This window comes from Streptomyces sp. NPDC045899 (assembly GCF_056431485.1).
Genome location: NZ_JBWKKP010000024.1, coordinates 1 through 19,165 on the forward strand (window position 1 = coordinate 1; position 19,165 = coordinate 19,165).

The following is a 19,165-nucleotide window of genomic DNA, read 5'->3' on the forward strand; positions in this document are numbered from 1 at the left end:
TGGACCAGGCCGGTGACCGTATCCACGAACGCTGGCGACAGTCCGCACGCCGCGGTGCGAACGTGCCCATCGGCAACGGCCACACCGCGCCACGAAACCCGCTCGGTTTCATCGACGGCATCGTGGGCCCGCACACCACCGCCGAACAACAACGCGACCTGTGGCTGGCCGGGCCCCCCGCGGTCGCCGGCGGCACCCTTGCCGTACTGCGGCGCATCGAACTCGACCTGCCCCGGTTCGCCGCCCTGTCCGTAGCCGAACAGGAAGCGGTCTTCGGGCGGCGCCGGGCCAGCGGCGTCCCCCTCTCCGGCGGCCCCGTCGCCTCGGGCCCGCAACTCGGCGCCAAGACACCGGACGGACGCTACCTCGTGCCCGCGGACGCCCACGTACGCAGGGCGAACCCCACCGTGGTCGGCGCCGGCCTCATGCTCCGCCGCTCCTACAGCACCGACGACCCCGCCCCCGGCCTGCTCTTCATCAGCTTCCAGAACGCCCTGCGGACCTTCACCGCCACCCTCACCCACATGGACACCTCCGACGCACTGCTGCAATTCACCACCACAACCGCCAGCGCGACATTCCTGATCCTCCCCGGCTTCGACCGGCAACACCCACTCGGTTCCCAGCTCTTCGGCTGATCACCCCGTGCCCGCTGCTTCGGCCTGATCAGACGGCTGACCGGCAGCAGCTCAGACCAGGAGAGAACCGGGAGTCGGCTCCCCGATGTCAGAAATGGATGCCAATCGCCCCTGACCACGATCGGTCCGGGGCGTTTCGGCTGCTGCCCCCGGCAGGATTCGCACCTGCAACACCCGCTTCAGGAGCATGATCATAAGCTGGCTCGCCTTTCCTTGTCCGGTGAGGAAGCCCAGGCGTGGACCGCCGCCTCCCACCAGTCCTGACAGCAAGAGCAGGCCCCTCAGCGGGCAATCACACGGGCCGACGGCAGCAAGGTCCCGGGCGGATGGCCCTTCGCCGGATGGACCTTGTCCACGGCCTTGCCGAGTGTGCGTACTGGGTCCTTCCCAACGCACGCGGAATCGGTCTCGCCCCGCGTGCCCTGACCGCTTCGGCCACCTGGGCGTTGGACGAAGCAGGTTTCCACCGTCTCGAACTCGCGCACTCCGCCGGTAACGAAGCCTCCTGCCGGGTGACCATCAAGTCCGGCTTCGCACTGGAGGGCACCCGACGAGGCGCGCATCCGCAACCGGACGGCTGGCACGACACGCACCTCCATGCCCGCGTCCAGGGTGATGCTTGAGCTGCTATCCGGCGAAGGCAAGATTGCGCAGGCGGGCGATCTCAAGCATCGCGTGGTGGACTCCGTCTCCTTTCAACCGACAGCCGCGAAGGATCTTCCAGGTCTTCATGCGGGCAAAGACGTGCTCGACGCGCGCACGGACCTGCTTGTGGGACCTGCTTGTGGGCCTGTTGCCAGTCGGTGAGTTCTTCGCCGGGGCGGCGGCGGTGAGGCATCACCAGTCCGATGCCCGGATAGCCGCCGTCGGCGATCGTGGTGGTCTTGCCGACCGCGGCCTTGGCACCGGACTCGCTCCAGGCGCGACAGTCGTTGCGGTTGCCCTGCAGCGGCCGGCCCACCACGACCACCAGGCGGGTATCCGCGTCGATGACCACCTGGTGGTTCGTGGAGTACCGATAGTTCTTGGACTGCTCGGCGACGTTGCGGTCGCGGGTAGGCACCAGGGTTCCGTCCACGATCAGCACCGAGTCCTTCGCAAACCGCTTGCGCGGATGCAGGGCGAGTTCGGGGCCGAGGTCATCGATGACACGGTCGGCCGTCGACTTCGACACCCCGAACAGCGAGGCGAGTTGGCGTAGCGTGAGGTTCATTCGCCAGTAGGCGGCCACCAGCAGCACGCAGTCTTCCAGGGCCAGCTTCCACGGTCGCCCCTTACCCGGGGCGTCGACGCCTTCACAGCGCAGCTGGGTCACCAGCTTCCCGAAGGCGCGAGAACTCAGCCCGGTGAGCAGGGCTATCCAAGACGGCTCCGACGCCGTGATCACACCAGACACGACCAAGATCATCACACGGCAAGATCACCAACGGGACAACCCTTAGCGCCACCACACAGACAACAACACGAACTGACCATCGTGAAAACGGAAGCGGGAACTCCCGAGACCCCCGGAACCAGACACCCGCAACGGTCGATCCACACCCAGCAAACAGCTAAGGGCCGCCACGAAACCACCAATCCTGATCAACAATGACCAGAAAATACCGACCCCTGTGAAACACCCTCCCACACCCTCCCACCAGTACCACTCTTTCAGGGGACCTCTTCACCCACCCCAGCCCGAAGCCTGCAATTTCCACGCCGCGAACCCTCCAGAGCTGAGGACAACCCGGGCCGCCGACAACACCATCGGACAGCACATCCAGGACGTTCCCTTCCGATCACCGGATCGCCGGTCCGCCCATGTCGTTGACTGACACACAGCGGGCGCGGACAGAGCAGTTGTTGCCTGACCGGACACCAAGGCAGGGTCGACGGCGGCATGAACACCGGCAGATGACCAAGGCGATCACCTGGAAGCTCCGGTCCGGACCGCAGTGAGTGCACCGCCCCGCGGAATACGGATCACGAAAGGGCGCCAATACACGAACCGCCTCCACACAACCGGAGGCATCCCGGGTGCGCTTCGGGAGGCGGCAGGGATCAGTTGTCGCCGGAGTGCGACGGGCCGAAAAACTCGATCTCGGCTAAGGCGACTTGCTTGGTCGCGGAGGTGCGGTAGGCGGACTCGACGGTGAAACGGACCTTGGTGACGTCGTCGAAGCGGAAGGTGCGGGTCTGGCCGCCGGCGCCGTCGTCCAAGACGAGTTCGCGGTGGGTGACCTTGCCGCTGGACTGGGTCACGGTGACGTCGGCACGGTGCGGGAGGGTCTGCTCGCTGTTCTGGTCGGCGCGGTACGAGATCCCGGCATGGCATGGGCGTGACACGCCGCCTCGCCCGTCGCTGAGCGGGGAGGTCAGCGAAGTGGAGGCCCCGGGACGTCGTGACCCCCCCGGGGGGCCTTCGTCGGGCCTTCCGGCACCGGACGGCGGTGCAACACGGACTGCAGCGCGGGTCCAGACCGACCGTTGGCCTGTGTTTGCCCAGGTCAGGGATGCAACACACTGGCGTGATGCAGAGCCGGTGTTGCACAGCCGAGCGCGTGCGCTGCACTCGCGGGTCCACACGGCCAGCCGACGGGCCGCGGTCGGACACCTCGATCCGGCTGCCCGCCGGGAAGACCCTCCGAGGTCATCAGCAGTTGGACAGCGTCCCGCCATGTGCATGCCGATCGACCTCTTGAGGCATGGGAGAGGCTGCGGGCCAGTCGTTCCAGCCGGCCGGGTAGAGCGAGCAGTGGGGCGCGGGCCAAGACGTACGGCACGGCTCTGGAGCAGGCGCAGCAGATGTTCCGGGCGGCTGAGGGTGTGGGCTCTCAGATCCGTCCCCTGTCCGGTACTCACCGGGGCTTGCTCAGCAGCCGACGCGGTGCGCGCGGTCGGGGCGAGCCGCGAAGGGGGAGCTCCACCGCGGACGGGCGGGTCGGTGGGAAGGGGCGGGTCGGTGGAGTGCGGGCACGGTGTGCTCTGATTCTCCGGCCTGCTGGCCAGCTCGGTCATCGTCCCGCTGTGTGGGCCACCGGCGCGGACTCAGGCAGGATTTCAGCGACTGCCTGGCACCCGTCGACGGCTGCCTGCGCGGCGCCTTCTGCTACACCGCCCCCGCCACTCTGCTCTGGCGGGACACCGCGACCGCACGCGATCGCGGCGCCCCGCACCCTGGAATGGGACAGCCAGCCGTACGACCTGTTCGCCGAAGTCCTCAATGCCCTGGCCCAGGGCGGTATGCACATCACTCTGGCGTCATCCCGATCCCGCCGTGATGATCGTCACCGGCGGCCTTCCCGCCCCGCCCCGTCCGTACGAAGGAGAGCAAGTGGAAGACCAGGCCCAGCAGGAACAGGCAAGCCCTGCGGTGCAGAAGCGGATCCAGGCCAGCTTCGACCGGCAGGGGCTGATGGCGCACCTCGGTGCACGCATAACCCACATCGGACCCGGCTGTGTGCACATCGTGCTCCCAGCCCGCCCCGAAGTCACCCAGCAGCACGGCTACTTCCACGCCGGCGCCACCAGCGCCATCGCGGACACCGCCGGCGGCTACGCCGGCCACACCCTGTTCCCCGAGGACACCGACGTCCTCACAGTCGAGTACAAGATCAACCTCCTCACCCCCGCCCTCGGTGAGCACCTCGAGGCAATCGGAACCGTCCTGAAATCCGGCCGCACCCTGACCGTCTGCCGACTGGAGGTATTCGGCCTCCAGAACGGCGGTCAGAGGAAACTCGTCGCCAACGGCCAGCAGACACTCATCCGCGTGAACCAGCCCACACAGTGACCCACAGCCGCCGATACCACCACTCCGCGCACGATACCCGCCATCGTCACCACAGCCAGGCGGTGGACTACCGCCCCCGGGACAAGACGCGGGCATCCCGGCGCGCGGCGGCAATGCCGATCCAGTTCTCCCGGGACCGGGACCGACGCGACCACCCGGCGGCGAATCGACACCGTCCGCGTCCTGGAACCGCCGCCACTGCCTGCACAGCTCCTCTCACTCTGCCACCTTCGCCTTCAGCTCCCGGGACCGCTTCCGCACCGGCTGCCGCCCCAGGCACTCATCAGACTCGGGCTCCTGGGCCTCATCGAGCACGGCGGCCACCCTCTCGCGGCCCGCGTGAGCGCCTGGGCGCGTGGGCGAGGTTGGGGCGTTCTCCCGGGGCACACACACGACTCCTCCTGTGGTCCGGCCCGGCGTGTGCTGGGTGCCGGGCCGCTGGGTGCGCGACGGCCGGGCATACGGCTGGGCCGTCACCGGGACGTGCTGCGGCCAGGGGCCACGGGCGACGGCGCGCTCCCGCTAGCCGTCCTGGAGCTTGGCGGCCAACTTCACGGCGGCTTCAAAGGTCCGGCGGGTCTGCTCCACCGTGTCGACACCGGTCTCCGGCTCCAGGAGGCGGCCGTCCTCCAGACCGGAGCGGAACGGCCGCGGGTGCGACCTCGAAGCGACTGTCACGGAGACGGCGTACGGCCGGGGCGAGAACCCCCGCATGCCGCACGGCACGAACCGGGCGGCCAGGGCACCGGCTGCGAGGCGGGCCCGCTCGTACGGTGCCACGGACCGGTTGCGGGTCAGCGGGCGCAGCACGGCCCGGTCCTCGGTCTCGCGCGGGCACAGGGCGCGCAGGTCGGCGGTCATCACCCGGCCGCGCCCGACGGAGCGGGCGTAGTCGTCAACGACCGCCTGCACAATCTGGTCGTCCAGGCCGAACAAATCACGCCCATCCCGGGTGAGGACTACTCGACCCTGCCGACGGAGGGAGCGGTGGCAGGCCGCCAGCGGGTACTGCAGAAAATCCACCAGTACAGCGAGGACTCCCCCTCCCGCCGCCTGCACCGTCGCAACTGCTGGCAGGCCCGGGACAGCCACCCACGCATCACCACCCAGCAGGCAGCCGAACCCTGCGCCAACCGGAAGGCCGCGATCTGCGATACCTGCCGACTCGACCGAGCGCTGAGACGCTGACCCTCTCCTTCGGCGGTGCCCCGGTGATGCTCGTATCTATCGTCGGCCTCGCGCTCGAGGGAGCTGCGGTCCACGTGGCCACCAGGGACAGAGGTCGGGGATGGCTCGGGCGTACGCGATGCGCAGCACCGCGGCCGCGGCCATGCCCGGATCACCCGGCTGACGCCCACTACCGCCTGCGCAGAGAGCACTTCTTAATACCCCGAAGAGAATATGAGGACCACAGCTCACCTCCACCCAAGCGGAGGTGAGCCGAACTTGTCGCCCACTGGACGGGACGCCCAGCAGTGGTCTCCGCGCAAGCGGAGATGAGCCGGTCACGAACTCGCAAGTGCTGGCAGGCCAAGTGCTCGCCGCTCACGCGATCACCGCCCCGGGACATCACTGACCAGCGGGCGCACGGCGAGCTCGGGCAGCCGTTCCGCCCAGGGCCACCGCGACAGCCTCCATCTGCTCGCGCAACTGCTCCAGCCGCATCATCACCAGATGCTCGGCAGCGCGCTGCCCAGCGTCGGCAGCTTGCGTCGCGGCGGCAACGGCGTCCGTGCCAGTCGGGCTGTGCTGGTACCAGCGGCGGTTCTGTCCGACCGTGTACGCCCGGCGGGCTTCAGCCTCGGCTTCCTCGGCGCGGCCCAGCCACGTGAGACCGCCGCCCTCCGAACACGCCTCACAGCGTGAAAACGGCGCGGATCATCATCCCGATCTTCCTCGCCCCCGGCAAAGACCCCAAGGACATGGTCGCCTCCGCCGACCAACCGCAAATAGCCGGGTAGACGGGCAGTCATGGCGAAGACGACCTCCACAGATGAAGCAAAGGTGTTGCCCTTCCAACAGACGGTGGTCGTGCAGGGCGAGTTACTCGCCTGGTACTCCAGTCAGAAATCGTGGCCTGAGCTGGTCGGTTTCGTTGTCCAGCACATGGTGGGGATGGATGAGGCCGGCGTGTGGGCGGCTGAGTTGGAGTCGGTGTCCGCGGGGATGGCGGGCCGGTTCTCACGGGTGGATCTGCGGTGGCGGATGCGTGACTACGTGCGGGGACTGCCGGCGCCGGTGGCGCGAAAGAACGGCTGGCAGCTCGCCGAGTACGCAGGTCACCGTGGGGCCCACCGGTTTCCAGTATTTCCTGAACGGTGCGCCCTGGGACGCCGACGCGGTCCGCGATGACGTGCAGCACTACGTCGCAGAGCACCTTGGTTGCCCAGACGGTGTGTCGGTCGTCGATGACACCGGCTTCATCACGAAGGGAACCGCTTCGGCCAGCGTCCAGCGTCAGCATTCCGGGTATCTGGCACGTCCCGATGCCCATCCCTGGGCTTGAGACAATCGGCAGGACCGTACAAACGAACACAGGGGTGGAGATCATGATCAATCTGGTGCTGCTCGGCGTCTTGGTGCTCGCCATCGGCGGGTGTGCATGTGTGGTGTGGGCGGGGCGAGGCGGGCCCCGTTGGGTCCGCGGTGTGGCGAGCGTGACGCTCGCTGTGAGCGAGCTGGTGCGTCGTGCCGAGAAGAGGAACCGGCGACGGAGCTCGCGGACCACCAGTGGCCGCGAATAGCAGCTTCGTTTGGATCAGCCGGTCGTTAGTCCGGGTGTGCGTCAACCGATGTGTAGTAGGCGCGAATTGCGCCACCGCTTCCGACCGGACGCCGAAGCGGGGTGGACGTCGGCGTGATCACCGGGAGGCGATCGACGCGGTCGCCTTCAAGTTCCAGACCGCAAATAGTGTCGCATCAGGCAACGTTCGCCCTGTTCACGGCCTTGCGGAGCCGTTCGTCGGCGGCGTGCTTGTTCCGCCAGATGATGTAGCGACGGATCATGCTGCCCTGCTCCTTGTGGCTGGCACGGTCGGTGCCGTCCAGCGCGAAGTAGCGCAGGGCGGTGAACTGGGCCTCGATGCGGTTCAGCCACGAACTGTTGGTCGGCGTGTAGGCGAACTCGACAGTGTTGGCCGCGGCCCAGTCGCCGACCCGGGTGTCCTTTGTGCCGCCCGCCACGCTCGGTCCACTGTCGGCCGGGGCGGGGCTGGAAATTGAGCGGGCCGAACTCGTCCAGGCAGAGGATGACATTGGGCTCGCCTTCCCCGGGGATGACCTCGCTGTCGGCGTTCGCGAGGAGGTGCTCGACGCGGGCCTTCTTGGCCGAGGAGTCGGGGTCGCGGGAGGTCTTCCAGGTCTTTATCCGTTGAAACGACACGCCCTCCTCGCGGAGCAGGACCCGAAGGCCCTCATGGCTGATGTCGTCGACCACCCCCTCGGCGACCAGGCCCTCGCGGCGCAGCTCGGCGGCCACCGAGTCGAACGCCCATCCGCCTTGCCAGCCACCCGGCACCATCACGAACTTCACCGCGTCATCGTAGGTCAAGCAGAACCCGACCAGTACCGGCGGCAGCGAACCATAAGGCCAGCACCATGTCGGTGGGATGTCGGCCGTCTGGCGGGACTGCCGGCGATCGATAGGCGCTGTGTCGGTAGCGGTTGGAACGGTGGATGTCGGATTGCCCGCATGAAGCAGCAACCTTGGGCGCAGGCAAAGGAGTTCCCGTCACCGTGTCGTCCGCATCCCCCACCCCGCCTTGGAGTGTCCACCGGCTGCCGCGTGCCGATGGCCGCGTCTTCCTGGTCACCGGCGGCAACGCCGGCATCGGCTGCTTCGTCGCGGAGCAGTTGTCGGCGACCGGAGCAACCGTCGTACTCGGCAGCCGGAATCCCGCGAAGGCCGAGGACGCCACCGCTTCGATACGTGCACGTGTCGCCGGTGCGCGGGTGCGCGCCGTTCGGCTGGACCTCGCCGACCTCTCGTCGCTGGAGTCAGTGGTGGAGTCACTGGGGGTGGAGTGCCTGACGCGGTGGTCCACAACGCCGGCATCGCGCTCGACGACCCGCCACGCAGAGAAACCAGGGACGGTCACGAGCTGATGTTCGGCACGAACCACCTTGGGCACTTCGCGTTGACCTCGTGGCTGATGCCGCTGCTGTCGGCCGCGCCCGCGGCCCGCGTCGTGACCGTGGGCAGCTTCGCGGCGAAGTCCGAGCGGCTCGACCTGGACGACCTGCAGTCCCGGAAGGGCTACCAGCCCAAGCGCACCTACGGACGCTCCAAGCTGGCACAGATGCACTTCGGCATCGAACTCGCCCGCCGCCTGCGCGCTGTCGGCAGCACAGTGGCGAGCGTGGTGGTCCATCCCGGCGGCGCCCTGGACTCCCTCACCCCCTCACGGCCGCCGATCCATGTACGGGCAACCCGCGCACGGCTGAGCGCGGCACCTGCAGCACTCCTCCTCCAGGGCAAGCACGCCGGCGCCTGGCCCGCAGTCCGGGCGGTACTCGATCCGGCCGTACTCGGGGGCCAAGTGTGGGGACCGCGCGTCTTCGGCCTGCGCGGCGAGCCCCGACCTGAACCGGTGTGGAACCACCTTGCCGACACCGCCGTTGCGGCGCGGTTGTGGGACGTAAGCCGTGACCTGACCGGCGTCGGTCCTGGTGCCATCCCCGGATAGCCCCAAGCAGTTGCATGCTGGCGAACAAACGTGCCCAGGTTGGCCCGAATGCGAGCGCTCGAGCACACTCCTGGCCTCGGCACAGAGCGTCGGGGAACCGGGGAGCGCGCCAGGATTCGTGCCGACCGACGAGGGCCATCGCCTGCTCGTTGGCGGGACGGCGAACGGGCACAGGGCCTTGCGCGATCGCTCTGGTCACCCGCTTCCCCTGGCGGTGTGCCGATCGTGGAGAGCGCGGGCCTGGCCGCCGGGTCGTCGGCGGCTGACGAACACCGGACCGCGGGTGCGGCCTTTGCGCCTGGGGCAGGTGCCGCGCTGTGTGTTACTGCAGGGTGAGTCCACCAGGGTCACTGTCGACACCGAACGGTGTATGGATGTGGGACTGGTTTCGGCGAGGGCCACCAGGGACTCCCCCAGCGGCTCGTACCGCGTCGTGCGGTCCTCGGGCAGCCTCAGCACCTTCGCGACGGTCCACGGCAGGAGCCCAGACGGGGCCTCCCACCTGAACCGTGGTCCCTTCAGGCACGATGCCGTCGGCTGCCACCCGCTCGGCATCGAAGGCTGCGCCACCCACCTGCCTCCCCTCCCCCCGATCCTGCGCGGGCGGCTAGGCGCCGACGCCAACGCATGGCGCCGCTACGGGCAGATCCTTTTGCCGTAAGGGGGGGGCGGTGGACGCATCGTGATCGATCACCCAAGGTGTTCACGCCAGATGCGGCTCCCCGTCCGGGTTGCCGAGATCGACGGCGCCCCCGGACTCACGTACCGGAGGCGGGGGTTCGGCGTGTCGGGCGGGCGCGTACGTGCATCCGCTCGCCCTGGCGGCCGAAGACGCTGAGGACCTCCACCGGCCCCTCCCCCGTGCTGCCGAACCAGTGCGGCAGCCGGGTCTCGAACTCGGCCACCTCACCGGGGTCCAGGACCAGATCGTGTTCCGCCAGGACGAGCCGCAGCCGTCCGGAAAGCACATACAGCCACTCGTAGCCCTCGTGGGTGCACAGCTCAGGGGTGGAGCGGTCCGCCGGGAGGATCATCTTGTAGCTCTGCAGCGGTCCGGGCTGCCGGGTCAGCGGCAGCACGGTGTTGCCGTTCACCGCGTGCGACTTGAGCCGGACTCGCGGATCGCCCACCTCCGGGGCGCCGACCAATTCGTCCAGGGGCACCTGGTGGGCCTCGGCGATGGGCAACAGCAGTTCGAGGCTGGGGCGGCGCTGTCCCGTTTCCAGACGCGACAGTGTGCTCTTGGAGATGCCGGTGGCCTCTGCCAGCGCGGCGAGAGTGACACCACGAACGGTGCGCACCCGTTTGAGCCGGGCACCGACAGCGGACAGGGCCTGGGAGATCCTCGGTGACTGTTCCACGCCGTCATTAGACTGATCTGTTCCCGAAGTAGCAACCGCTGATGCTGTTTTCGGAACACGCGTGGTCCGCCCCGGCACGGTCGGCCGCGCGCGGGACAGATCAGAGGCGCCGAGGCACCGGCCGCGCACGGCGATGGCGCCGTTGATGACGGGGCCACCGCCGACGACCTTGCCGAGCTGATACGGGAAACGTTCTCTCGCATCGGCGGCCTCCCCGGCCTCGGCTGCTCCGGTAGGTCCTGGACCAGCTCCTCCCAGGTGGCTGCTGGCGCGGAGGTCGGCCCGGCAGTCCCGGTCGTGGTCGCCCCGTCGATGGATGGGTACGGGGGACGCGGGCCCTGGAGCGGACGGGCGAGGTCAGTTCTCGCTCGTCCGCGGGCTCCGCGCCCGACTGCGGGCCATCGTCCGCTCGATCAGGACGACTGGGATGGTGAGTACGGCCAGGCAGGCGCCCAGCCAGGGGATGTAGGTCAGTCCGGCACCGGCGCCGAGGGCGACGCCCGCGAGGACCGGGACCAGGCTGATGCCGAGCTGGAACATGGAGACGGCGGTGGCTCCGGCGAGCGTCGGCGCGTCGGCCGCCACGGTGAACACTCGTCCGTAGACGGCCGGGTTGAGCACGAATCCGGCGACGCCCAGGAGCAGCACCAGGACGATGACGGCGATCGCGTAGTCGGCGAGGACCGCGAGCAGCACCGACGTGACGAGGATGCCGCCGGCTCCGGTGAGGAGTGCGTGGTGGGGACGCCCGTCGGCGATCCGGCCGCCGATGGACAGGCCGATGAAGGCGCCGATGCCGAACAGGACGAGGATCGGCGGCACCCACACGGAGTCGACTCCGGTGATGTCCGTGAGGAATGCCGCCAGGTAGTTGTACGAGATCATGTACGCGGCGGTGCTCAGCAGCGTCGCGGCGTACACCACCCACAGCTGTGGCTGTCGCATCGTGCGCAGCTCGCGGCTCACGCTGGGTTCCCGGGCCGCCCGGGTTGCGGGAATGAGGACGGCCGTTGCCACCGCGCCGAGGACGGTGAGAGCGACCACCGCCCAGAACCCGCCCTGCCAGCCGGTGAAGTGGCTGAGGAACGCGCCGGCCGGACCTCCGCCGACCATGGCGATGCTCAGTCCGCTGACCACCACACCAGAAGCCCGTGCGGTGCGGTCGGGGGTGACGAGTCCGATCGCGGTGACCGCAGCGACCGCCCAGAATCCGGCATAGGCGAGACCGCACAGAAGGCGGGTGCCGAGCAGGACGCTGAAGTTGTCGGTCACCAGGCCGATCGCAACGCAGACGGCGAACACGATCTGCGAGACCACCAGAGTGGTGCGCCGTGGCCAGCGCAATGTCAGGACCGCCAGTGGCGGGCCGCCGATGACGACGCCGATGGCAAACGCCGAGATCAGAGCACCGGCGGAGGAGAGCGAGATGTGCAGGTCGTCGGCGATGTCGGGGAGGACACCGGCGAGCAGGAACTCGGCGCTGCCCATCGCGAACAGGCTGAACGCGAGCAGGTACACCGCGAACGGCAGCCGGTCAGCGGCCTTGCGGGTGGCTACCTCGTGGGTTTCGGCCTGGGCGCTCATCGGCCGCCGCCGAACAAACGGAAAGTGGTCGAACGCATGGGGGCTGACTCCTCAGGGGATGGTTCGGGGCGGGCGGACCAGGGCGGGTGCGCGCCGGTCTGCCTGGCGCGCACTGCACGGCGCCACCCGGACGCCTGGGACGATCCGCTTGGTCGCGGTGATCACTGCTGGCCCCCATGCTGGAACCGAGCGTGGCCGACGGACAACATCTGTTGCCGATACCGGGACGCGCGTGCAGGATCCGGCGGGGCCGGTTGGCTCGGCCCCGCCGGGTCAGTCGTCACCGGGAACGGCCTCGCCCCAGCCCTCGCTTCTTGATGGTGTGTACGGCCCCAAGGCCCGCCGAACGGCAGGTAGTTGCCCTTCGCGCAGCGCGAGCCGAGCTCCGCGTCCTCAGGGAGGCCCACGACGTCCATCGCCTCCAGGCATCAGCTCGGCCCCACCGCCGCCACTGCCTGGGCTGGATGGAGGGGCGCTCTCGGCCCGATGGCGGCGGTACCAGGTGTCATGCGCCTGCTGGCTGGTCCCGAAGCTCACCTGGCTACTGCAGACTTGGCGGCGGGGAGTTGAGCGAGGGCCTGGCAGAAGTCTCCACAGCCACCCGGCCGTGGCGTACCAGCACGCTGATGGTGGCCGCGAAAAAGACGGCCTGGGTGGCCGTGCGGGGGCCGAGTTCGTCCCACCAGGGCACGTCGTCGCGGGCGGCGTACACGTTGGCGGGGAACATCAGGATCAGCATCGCGCTGAGCACGGCGGCCGATCCCCGGGCGGTCCGGGACCACAGCAGCCCCAGTGCACAGGCGAGTTCGGCGATGCCGGTCAACGTCACGAGCAGGCCCGGGGCAGGCAGAGCCGACGGCACCATGGCGACGATCTCCTCGCGCATCCCGATGAAATGGGCGCCCCCGGTGAGTGTGAACATGGCCGCCAGGCCACCGCGCAGGGCGACGGTCGGCTGACGGAGCCGTTCGGCCCCCAGCGCCCCGGCGAGCAGCAGCAGGCCGGCGACGGCCACGAGTGTGATAAGCGGTTCCATGCCTGGGTCTTCCTGCCGTGACGTCGGTCGTGATGCATGTCGCTGCTGGTCAGGCAGGGGCGCCGGTCACAGTCGCGGCCGACTGGCGGACGGTGTCCGGGTCGATGTGCTGGATCTGCACGATGACTCCGTCCGGGTCGGTGACCCGGATGCTGCGGCCGAAGTTCTCCTCGACGAGTTGGTACGGGTAGCCGTCGCGTTCGAGCCGCTTGGCGACCTCTTCCAGCGGCTCCTCCGTGGCGAAGCCCAGTTCGGTGGTGCCGGGTGGCCGGCCCTGGGAGACGGCGGCGGCATGGACGCCGACGGCGCCCGCGTCGGCGGTCAGCCTGACCCAGACAGCCGCGCCGGGCTCTGGCCTCACGGCCAGTCCCAGCCCGGCATAGAAGTTCCGGGACGCCTCGACGTCGGCCACGTACCTGATGGGAAGGACGGTCAACATGATCTGCCTCTCTAAGGTGGTTGCCGCCAGCGTCCCGCCCGGTGCTCCCTTGCGCGCTGTAATGTCGCAGGGATGGACGCGATCGGACATTCGGAGGGGATCTGGTGACGCAATCCGTCATACTCGACACGCTGGACCGCCGCCTGATCCACGCCCTCCAGATCGACGGACGCGCCTCGTTCAGCACGATCGCCTCCGTGCTCGGCACCCCGGAGCGCACCGTCGCACGCCGCTACCACCGGCTGCGGTCAGCCCTGGTGGCCCGGGTGGTCGGGCTCGTCGACAGCCAGAGAATCGGCATGCTCGACTGGTTCGTCCGCATCGACTGCTCACCGGACGCCGCGGATGCGCTGACCGCCGCTCTTGCGCAGCGGGACGACACCTCGTGGATCGCCCCGCTCGCCGGCGGGACGAGGCTGACCGGCATGGTCCATACCCCGCTCGCGGGATCGGACAGCGGACGACCGCTTTTCGACCACCTACTGCGGACCCCGGGGATCCGGGATGTCGAGGCGGGCTGTGTGCTGCGGCCGGTCGCCGGGGTCGGCGGCTGGGCGGGCCGGACGAGCGCGCTGGACGCGACCGAGCAGGCGGCCCTCTGCGGCGTCACGCCGCAGTCACCGGATGCTGCGGAGGCCCTTGCCGAGTCGTCCGGCTGGGGTGAGGCAGAGGCGCGGCTGGCGGGCGAACTGGCTCTGGACGGCCGGGCGGAGGTCGCACAGCTGGCCGCCATCACCGGGTGGTCCGCCTCGACCGTGCGCCGCCGCATCGCCGGGCTGCGGGCCGCCGGAGTGTTGCACTTCGAGGTGGACGTCAGCCCGTCCCACTTCGGCTTCCCACTGGAGGCGCTGATGTGGCTGGAGGTGGCGCCGGCCGCGCTGAACGAAGTGACCGAGGCGCTGGCACGACACCCCGCGGTCGCCTTCGCCGCCGTCACCACGGGCCGCGCATCGATCTTCGCCATGGTCCAGTCCCGGGACACCAGCTCCCTGTACGACTTCCTGGCCGGCGAGCTGGGCGCACTCCCCGGGATCGGACGGATCGAGACCGCCCTCGTCCAGCGTCGCGCCAAGCGAGCAGGACCGCTCCTCCTGCCGACGACGGCACAACGCGCCCAGCGATTCCCGGTGCGACCGACCGCCCACCGGGTCAGCCGGCCAGCTCTGAAGCCGTAGTGGTCTGCTCGATAGGTGGCGAGCAGCCACCGAACCCGAGCTGTGCTCTGCGCGTGGTTGCTCGGTTGCGGTGAACTTCGCCACCTGATCGAAGATCCACGTGCTCTGTGACAGCAACGGGCTGCCGATCTCGGTGGGCATCTCTGGCGCCAACACCCATGACAACCGCGGCCTTGGGCCTTGGGCACGCGGAATGCCACCCATCCGCTCAAGCCGCGGCCCCCGGGGGTCGTCGCCCTGCCAAGTCGCACGGCGACGAGGGTTACTACGTTAAACGCCTAAGCTCGACGGGGCATCGCATCCTCAGACCGACTGGGCCGCTGTCGGTGGGTGGTTGAGCGCACGATGGCCTGGCTGGCAGACTGCCGACGACTGCACCGCCGGTACGAGCGCAAGGCCGAACACTTCCGCGCTTTCGTCGGCATCGCCAGCACCCTCATCTGCTACCGCCGCCACCAGCTGAGATGAACGCTTGGATGCTCAAGCGTCAGATGTTCGGCCGCGCCGGCTTTGCCCTCCTCTGCAAGTGCGTCCTGGTGGCAGGCTGAGAGCCTCCCTGGTCTGCTCGCAGGAGAGAACATGATCGGCATGAATAGCCAGTCCGAGCAGGACACAACCGATAGCAGCAGCGTTCCTGGACCAAAGTGGACCGAGGAGATAGGCCTTCAGACCGTCGACTCTGCCGGCCTGGTGCGTCACGTCGCCATCTGCCTCAGTGTGCCGTCCATCGCTCTGATCGCGATCCTCGACGGTGACTCACGAACAGAGTTCAGCGGAACCGACTATCTGGACTGCCTTTCCAGGCTCGGCGACAGCTCGAACGTGACGGCCGCCTCCGGTGCTGCCAGGGAGCCCGCCCCAACGTCCGCCCTTCCGGGCAACTTCGACAGTTCACCAACGGTCGGCAGGCGTATGTCCTCCACTCGGAACCGCGGAGCGAGGGCTATGAGACAGTCGACATCTTCGCCCCGGCACCCCCTGGAGACGTCGTAGATCTCAACACACAGCGAGCAGCAGTAATCAGCTTCTGGAAAGCTCGGCACCCGGGGAATCCGATCTGATCCCCTCGTAGCCTCAGTCAACGCTGCGTGGACTCGTCACACCATTCGTGCCAGAGCCCGAGTCTTGACAGCAGGTGTATGCCTCAGCGAGTGGCGCGTGCATGGTGGCGTGTTCGATGTTCATGAGAGATGGCAGCGGCCGTGATGCGGCCGGCCCTGTCGTCGCATCCACCGGTCGAGGGCTGTACTCGATCATGTCCTGGTTGCCAACCAGAGGGTCATGGCCGCGGTGGCGGTGAGCCCGACGTTGATGGCGATCCGGCGGTCTTCGCCGGTCAGGTGCACGGCGATCGCACCGGCCTGCAGGAGGACGAAGCCGATGGCCGCGGCTGGCGCCAGCGAGGAATGCCTGCAGGCCGTGCTGTGGAACGGCACGGTCGGCCTGGCCCCGCTCGGACACGACCTGCCCGCGGAGCTCACCGTGGTACCGCTGGCCGATATGCCGCCGAGCCGAGTTGTGGCGGTGTGGAACGAAGGTGACACCAACCCGTTGATCCGGTCCTTCATCGAGATCGCGACCGCCGCGTACCGCCACTGAGCGCCGGCAACCGATGCTGCCGCGGCTCGTGAACCATCCGAACGCCGCGGCACCCGGGACTGCCTCCCGAAGTGGTCGACATCTGCTGCTCCTTCTCGCGCGCAGAGCCAGCAGACCCCACCGCGGTGAAACCCAGCCACCAACACCCCGGAAGGGCCCCATGCCACTCTCCATGAGACAGCACGCACCTCTGCGGGTGGGTGCACAGCAGCGAACACTCTCAGAACACAAAACCACGACTGTGCAGGCTGTGGTGGAATCCGGTGAGACCTGACGGCGAAGTCGGGATGGGCCCGGGGCGCGCCTCGGACCCATCCCGCTGCCTCACAGGTCGAGCTGATACTCGAGTGTCCGGTGTGTCGGTTCGTAGCCGAGCATGTCGTTGATGTTCTTCATGGGCTGGTTGTTGTCAGCGGTATCGGTCATCAGGCCACCGAGTTCGGGGTGGCTCTCACGGGCCTGTCGGATCGACTCGGCCTTCATCCACCGCCCCAGGCCGTGTCCACGGTGTTCGGGCAGAACACCGGTTCCGTAGTGCTGGCCGTCGCCCTTGCCGTCACCGGGGACGACCAGTTCCGTGAACCCGACGATCGAGCCGTCCGACTCGTCGATGGCCACGACCGTGTGCAACAGCTCGCCGCGCTCTTCGATGGTCCGCGCGGCGGCTCGGACCCGGTCCACGTCCCAGGTCACCGTCCCGTAGTCGGTGTCGTCCATCGGCATGTCATCCATGGCCCGACGCGCTGCGGAAAACGTGTGAGCGAGGTCGTCAGGAACGGTCCCGTGCCACGATGCCAACCGGTATCCGGGATGCGGGTGCTCAATGAGCTTGTGGAGAGCCGTGACGTCCACTCCGGCCAGCGGCAACCGGGCAATCGTCAAAGTGAGGACCTTGCGGAAACCCCGGGCCGACAGGAACTGAGCGCCAGGGGATTCCGCCTCGGCTTGGGCGAGAACACAACGCCTGTGATCTTCCCGGGCAGCGGCCACAGCCGCGTCGAGGAGCCGCGAGCCGATGCCGTGGCGTCGCTCGACCGGATGCACATGGAGTTTCAGTTCGGCCAGGTGCTCCTGCCCGGCATGGGTGAACAGACGCAGAAACGCCGAACCGACAGGAATTCCGTCGGCATCGGAGGCCAGCCAGGCCAGACGGTGGCTGGACAGACCACGATCGGGATCGGTCAGGGGGGTGATACGAATCGACAAGGGGTCTCCGTCGTGAGGATGTGGCACGTGTTGGAACGCGGATGCGACTGCTGAGCACTCCTGCGCATGTGCTGCACACCTCCTTGTCGACGAGGCCGGTCCGGTGAACTCGGACAGCCCGGGAGAACCTAGCTACTCCTGCAGGCCGGCGGCAAGGCGAAATTCGAGAACGGGGCTCGGTCACGTGACTGAGACCGGCACCGGCGGGGCGCCGTCCAGGGCTGCGGCCGGTCATGTGGTGGCGTTTGGTGATCCAGCGGGCGGTGAGCAGGCCGACTGCAGTGGTGAGGACGGCTGCGGCGATGACGGTGGCGTTGCGGCCAACAGCGTCGGCCCGGACGCCGACGACGAGGGCGCCCGCGCCGTAGCCGAAGTCGCGCCGGAAGCGGTACGGGCCCGGCGCGTTGGCCCGGCCGGCCGGGGTGGGCGTGGCCGTAGACGGAGGTGATGAGGGCCGAGCGGACCATGGCCGTGCCGAAACCGGGCGTGACAGCGGACAGCAGGCCGGCCAGGTGCGGGCGGGCCGGCAGTGCGAGGGCGAATCCCGCGGAGCCCCGGCAACTCGCCGTGGCCCCGGCCGCCTGGACGCCTTTCTCGGCTGCGCCTCACACGCTGGGCCGGGCGCGCTGCCCTCACCGGCGCCGGGACTCCGGGTCCAGCCAGGGCCTGTGTCCGGGTCCGGTCGGGTGCGTACCCGTGACCCCCATGACCACGGAGTAGAGGCTGGTCTGGGCGGTGATGAAGAGCCGGTTGCGTTTGACGCCGCCCCAGGCGATGTTGGCAACGGCCTCGGGTACCTCGAGCCGTCCGATGAGCGTGCCGTCGGGGTCGTAGCAGTGCACTCCGTCGTCCATCGCGGCCGCCCAGAGCCGTCCGCCTTCGTCGAAGCGGAGGTTGTCGAAGCGGGCTGCCCCGCGGGCCCCGGCTTCGGCGAAGATCTCGCCGTCCGACAGGGTGCCGTCCTCGTCCTCGCGTACGTCGAAGACCCGGATGAAGCCCGCCCGGGTGTCGGAGACGAAGAGCCGCCGCTCGTCGTGCGAGAAGACAAGGCCGTTCGGGGCGCCGAAGCAGTCGGCGACCAGCCGCACTTCACCGGTTGAGGAATCGATGCGGTAGACGTTGTTGGAGCCGATCTCACTCTCCGCGCGGAGGCCCTCGTAGTCGCTGGTGATGCCGAAGTCCGGGTCGGAGAACCAGATGGAGCCGTCGGACTTGACCGTCGCGTCGTTGGGGCTGTTCAGCCGCTTGCCCTGCCAGCGGTCGGCCAGCACCGTGACCGTGCCGTCGTGCTCGGTCCGGGTCACCCGGCGGTTTCCCTGCTCACAGCTGATCAGTCGGCCCTGGCGGTCGAGGGTGTTGCCGTTGGTGTGTCCGGCGGAGCGGCGGAAGACGCTCACGGAGCCGGTCTCCTCGTCCCAGCGCAGCATCCGGTCGTCGGGGATGTCGCTCCAGATCACCTGCCGCCAGGCGGGCAGGTAGAGCGGTCCCTCGGCCCAGCGGCAGCCGGTGTACAGGATCTCCAGGCCGTCGTCGCCGTTCATACAGCGGCCGGTACGGAACCGGTCGTCGAACATCTCGTACAGGGCGGGACGCTCGCTGGTCATATGAGTCCTTCTCACTCCGGCAAGTGCCGAATCTGCTTCGGCATTTAAGGGAGATTGCAGGAT

Annotated in this window: 13 protein-coding genes and 8 pseudogenes; 9 read left to right on the top strand and 12 right to left on the bottom strand. The window is 68.7% G+C overall.

Annotated features, from left to right (window positions below):
* A partial coding sequence (locus tag AC07FT_RS28405) for a Dyp-type peroxidase (RefSeq protein WP_479178744.1) occupies positions 1–638 on the top strand: 638 nt, incomplete at its 5' end.
* A 165-nt stretch (positions 639–803) separates the two neighbouring features.
* Positions 804–1,261 (top strand): annotated as a pseudogene (locus tag AC07FT_RS28410) (GNAT family N-acetyltransferase).
* A 41-nt stretch (positions 1,262–1,302) separates the two neighbouring features.
* Here AC07FT_RS28410 and AC07FT_RS28415 read toward each other — a convergent pair.
* Together AC07FT_RS28415 and AC07FT_RS28420 are read right to left on the bottom strand one after the other, a co-directional pair.
* The gene (locus AC07FT_RS28415; protein ID WP_479178746.1) at positions 1,303–2,034 is read right to left on the bottom strand and encodes a transposase family protein; all 732 of its coding nucleotides are present in this window, start codon (positions 2,032–2,034) and stop codon (positions 1,303–1,305) included.
* A gap of 647 nt (positions 2,035–2,681) precedes the next feature.
* Positions 2,682–2,966, bottom strand: a complete 285-nt coding sequence (locus AC07FT_RS28420) for a hypothetical protein (protein ID WP_479178747.1) — start codon at positions 2,964–2,966, stop codon at positions 2,682–2,684.
* A 988-nt stretch (positions 2,967–3,954) separates the two neighbouring features.
* Between AC07FT_RS28420 and AC07FT_RS28425 the strand changes: the two genes are divergently transcribed.
* The gene (locus tag AC07FT_RS28425) at positions 3,955–4,413 is read left to right on the top strand and encodes a PaaI family thioesterase (RefSeq protein ID WP_479178748.1); all 459 of its coding nucleotides are present in this window, start codon (positions 3,955–3,957) and stop codon (positions 4,411–4,413) included.
* Between the two features lie 522 nt (positions 4,414–4,935).
* Here the strand turns inward: AC07FT_RS28425 and AC07FT_RS28430 are convergent.
* The gene (locus AC07FT_RS28430) at positions 4,936–5,325 is read right to left on the bottom strand and encodes a hypothetical protein (protein WP_479178749.1); all 390 of its coding nucleotides are present in this window, start codon (positions 5,323–5,325) and stop codon (positions 4,936–4,938) included.
* A 75-nt stretch (positions 5,326–5,400) separates the two neighbouring features.
* Here AC07FT_RS28430 and AC07FT_RS28435 point away from each other — a divergent pair, with 75 nt between their 5' ends.
* Together AC07FT_RS28435 and AC07FT_RS28440 are read left to right on the top strand one after the other, a co-directional pair.
* Positions 5,401–5,601 carry a DUF6233 domain-containing protein gene (locus tag AC07FT_RS28435; RefSeq protein ID WP_479178751.1) on the top strand — a complete coding sequence of 67 codons (201 nt, stop codon included), beginning with the start codon at positions 5,401–5,403 and terminating at the stop codon, positions 5,599–5,601.
* A gap of 927 nt (positions 5,602–6,528) precedes the next feature.
* Positions 6,529–6,901: pseudogene (locus tag AC07FT_RS28440) on the top strand (transposase); the annotation flags it as partial.
* A 431-nt stretch (positions 6,902–7,332) separates the two neighbouring features.
* Here the strand turns inward: AC07FT_RS28440 and AC07FT_RS28445 are convergent.
* Positions 7,333–7,933, bottom strand: a pseudogene (locus AC07FT_RS28445) (transposase).
* A gap of 215 nt (positions 7,934–8,148) precedes the next feature.
* Here AC07FT_RS28445 and AC07FT_RS28450 point away from each other — a divergent pair.
* A pseudogene (locus AC07FT_RS28450) lies at positions 8,149–9,098 on the top strand (SDR family NAD(P)-dependent oxidoreductase).
* A gap of 198 nt (positions 9,099–9,296) precedes the next feature.
* On the opposite strand, the pseudogene AC07FT_RS28455 reads toward AC07FT_RS28450, so the two are convergent.
* From AC07FT_RS28455 to AC07FT_RS28475, 5 genes and pseudogenes are all read right to left on the bottom strand, one after another.
* Positions 9,297–9,392, bottom strand: a pseudogene (locus tag AC07FT_RS28455) (site-specific integrase); the annotation flags it as partial.
* Positions 9,393–9,856: 464 nt separating this feature from the next.
* Positions 9,857–10,459 carry a helix-turn-helix domain-containing protein gene (locus AC07FT_RS28460; RefSeq protein ID WP_479178752.1) on the bottom strand — a complete coding sequence of 201 codons (603 nt, stop codon included), beginning with the start codon at positions 10,457–10,459 and terminating at the stop codon, positions 9,857–9,859.
* A gap of 357 nt (positions 10,460–10,816) precedes the next feature.
* Positions 10,817–12,043, bottom strand: coding sequence for a Cmx/CmrA family chloramphenicol efflux MFS transporter (locus tag AC07FT_RS28465; RefSeq protein ID WP_479178754.1), 1,227 nt, complete (start codon positions 12,041–12,043; stop codon positions 10,817–10,819).
* A 541-nt stretch (positions 12,044–12,584) separates the two neighbouring features.
* Positions 12,585–13,079: a DoxX family protein gene (locus AC07FT_RS28470; protein ID WP_479178756.1), complete on the bottom strand. Its 495-nt coding sequence runs from the start codon at positions 13,077–13,079 to the stop codon at positions 12,585–12,587.
* Between the two features lie 49 nt (positions 13,080–13,128).
* Entirely contained in the window at positions 13,129–13,518 is a 390-nt protein-coding gene (locus AC07FT_RS28475) for a VOC family protein (RefSeq protein WP_479178758.1), read from the bottom strand.
* Positions 13,519–13,622: 104 nt separating this feature from the next.
* On the opposite strand from AC07FT_RS28475, the gene AC07FT_RS28480 reads away from it, so the two are divergent.
* Positions 13,623–14,693, top strand: coding sequence for an Lrp/AsnC family transcriptional regulator (locus AC07FT_RS28480; RefSeq protein WP_479178760.1), 1,071 nt, complete (start codon positions 13,623–13,625; stop codon positions 14,691–14,693).
* An 88-nt stretch (positions 14,694–14,781) separates the two neighbouring features.
* Positions 14,782–15,161, top strand: a pseudogene (locus AC07FT_RS28485) (transposase); the annotation flags it as partial.
* A gap of 785 nt (positions 15,162–15,946) precedes the next feature.
* On the opposite strand, the pseudogene AC07FT_RS28490 reads toward AC07FT_RS28485, so the two are convergent.
* Positions 15,947–16,096, bottom strand: a pseudogene (locus AC07FT_RS28490) (DoxX family protein); the annotation flags it as partial.
* Here AC07FT_RS28490 and AC07FT_RS28495 point away from each other — a divergent pair.
* Positions 16,089–16,292 (top strand): annotated as a pseudogene (locus AC07FT_RS28495) (LysR family transcriptional regulator); the annotation flags it as partial. The pseudogenes AC07FT_RS28490 and AC07FT_RS28495 overlap by 8 nt on opposite strands.
* 324 nt (positions 16,293–16,616) lie before the next feature.
* Here AC07FT_RS28495 and AC07FT_RS28500 read toward each other — a convergent pair.
* Positions 16,617–17,498, bottom strand: coding sequence for an N-acetyltransferase family protein (locus AC07FT_RS28500; RefSeq protein ID WP_479178761.1), 882 nt, complete (start codon positions 17,496–17,498; stop codon positions 16,617–16,619).
* Between the two features lie 632 nt (positions 17,499–18,130).
* Entirely contained in the window at positions 18,131–19,102 is a 972-nt protein-coding gene (locus AC07FT_RS28505; RefSeq protein ID WP_479178762.1) for an SMP-30/gluconolactonase/LRE family protein, read from the bottom strand.
* Positions 19,103–19,165: the final 63 nt, after the last annotated feature.

Bases quoted from the DNA above. Each gene is read 5' to 3' on its own strand.
- AC07FT_RS28465 (WP_479178754.1), bottom strand. From the start codon at position 12,043: ATGAGCGCCCAGGCCGAAACCCACGAGGTAGCCACCCGCAAGGCCGCT.
- AC07FT_RS28470 (WP_479178756.1), bottom strand. From the start codon at position 13,079: ATGGAACCGCTTATCACACTCGTGGCCGTCGCCGGCCTGCTGCTGCTC.
- AC07FT_RS28475 (WP_479178758.1), bottom strand. From the start codon at position 13,518: ATGTTGACCGTCCTTCCCATCAGGTACGTGGCCGACGTCGAGGCGTCC.
- AC07FT_RS28505 (WP_479178762.1), bottom strand. From the start codon at position 19,102: ATGACCAGCGAGCGTCCCGCCCTGTACGAGATGTTCGACGACCGGTTC.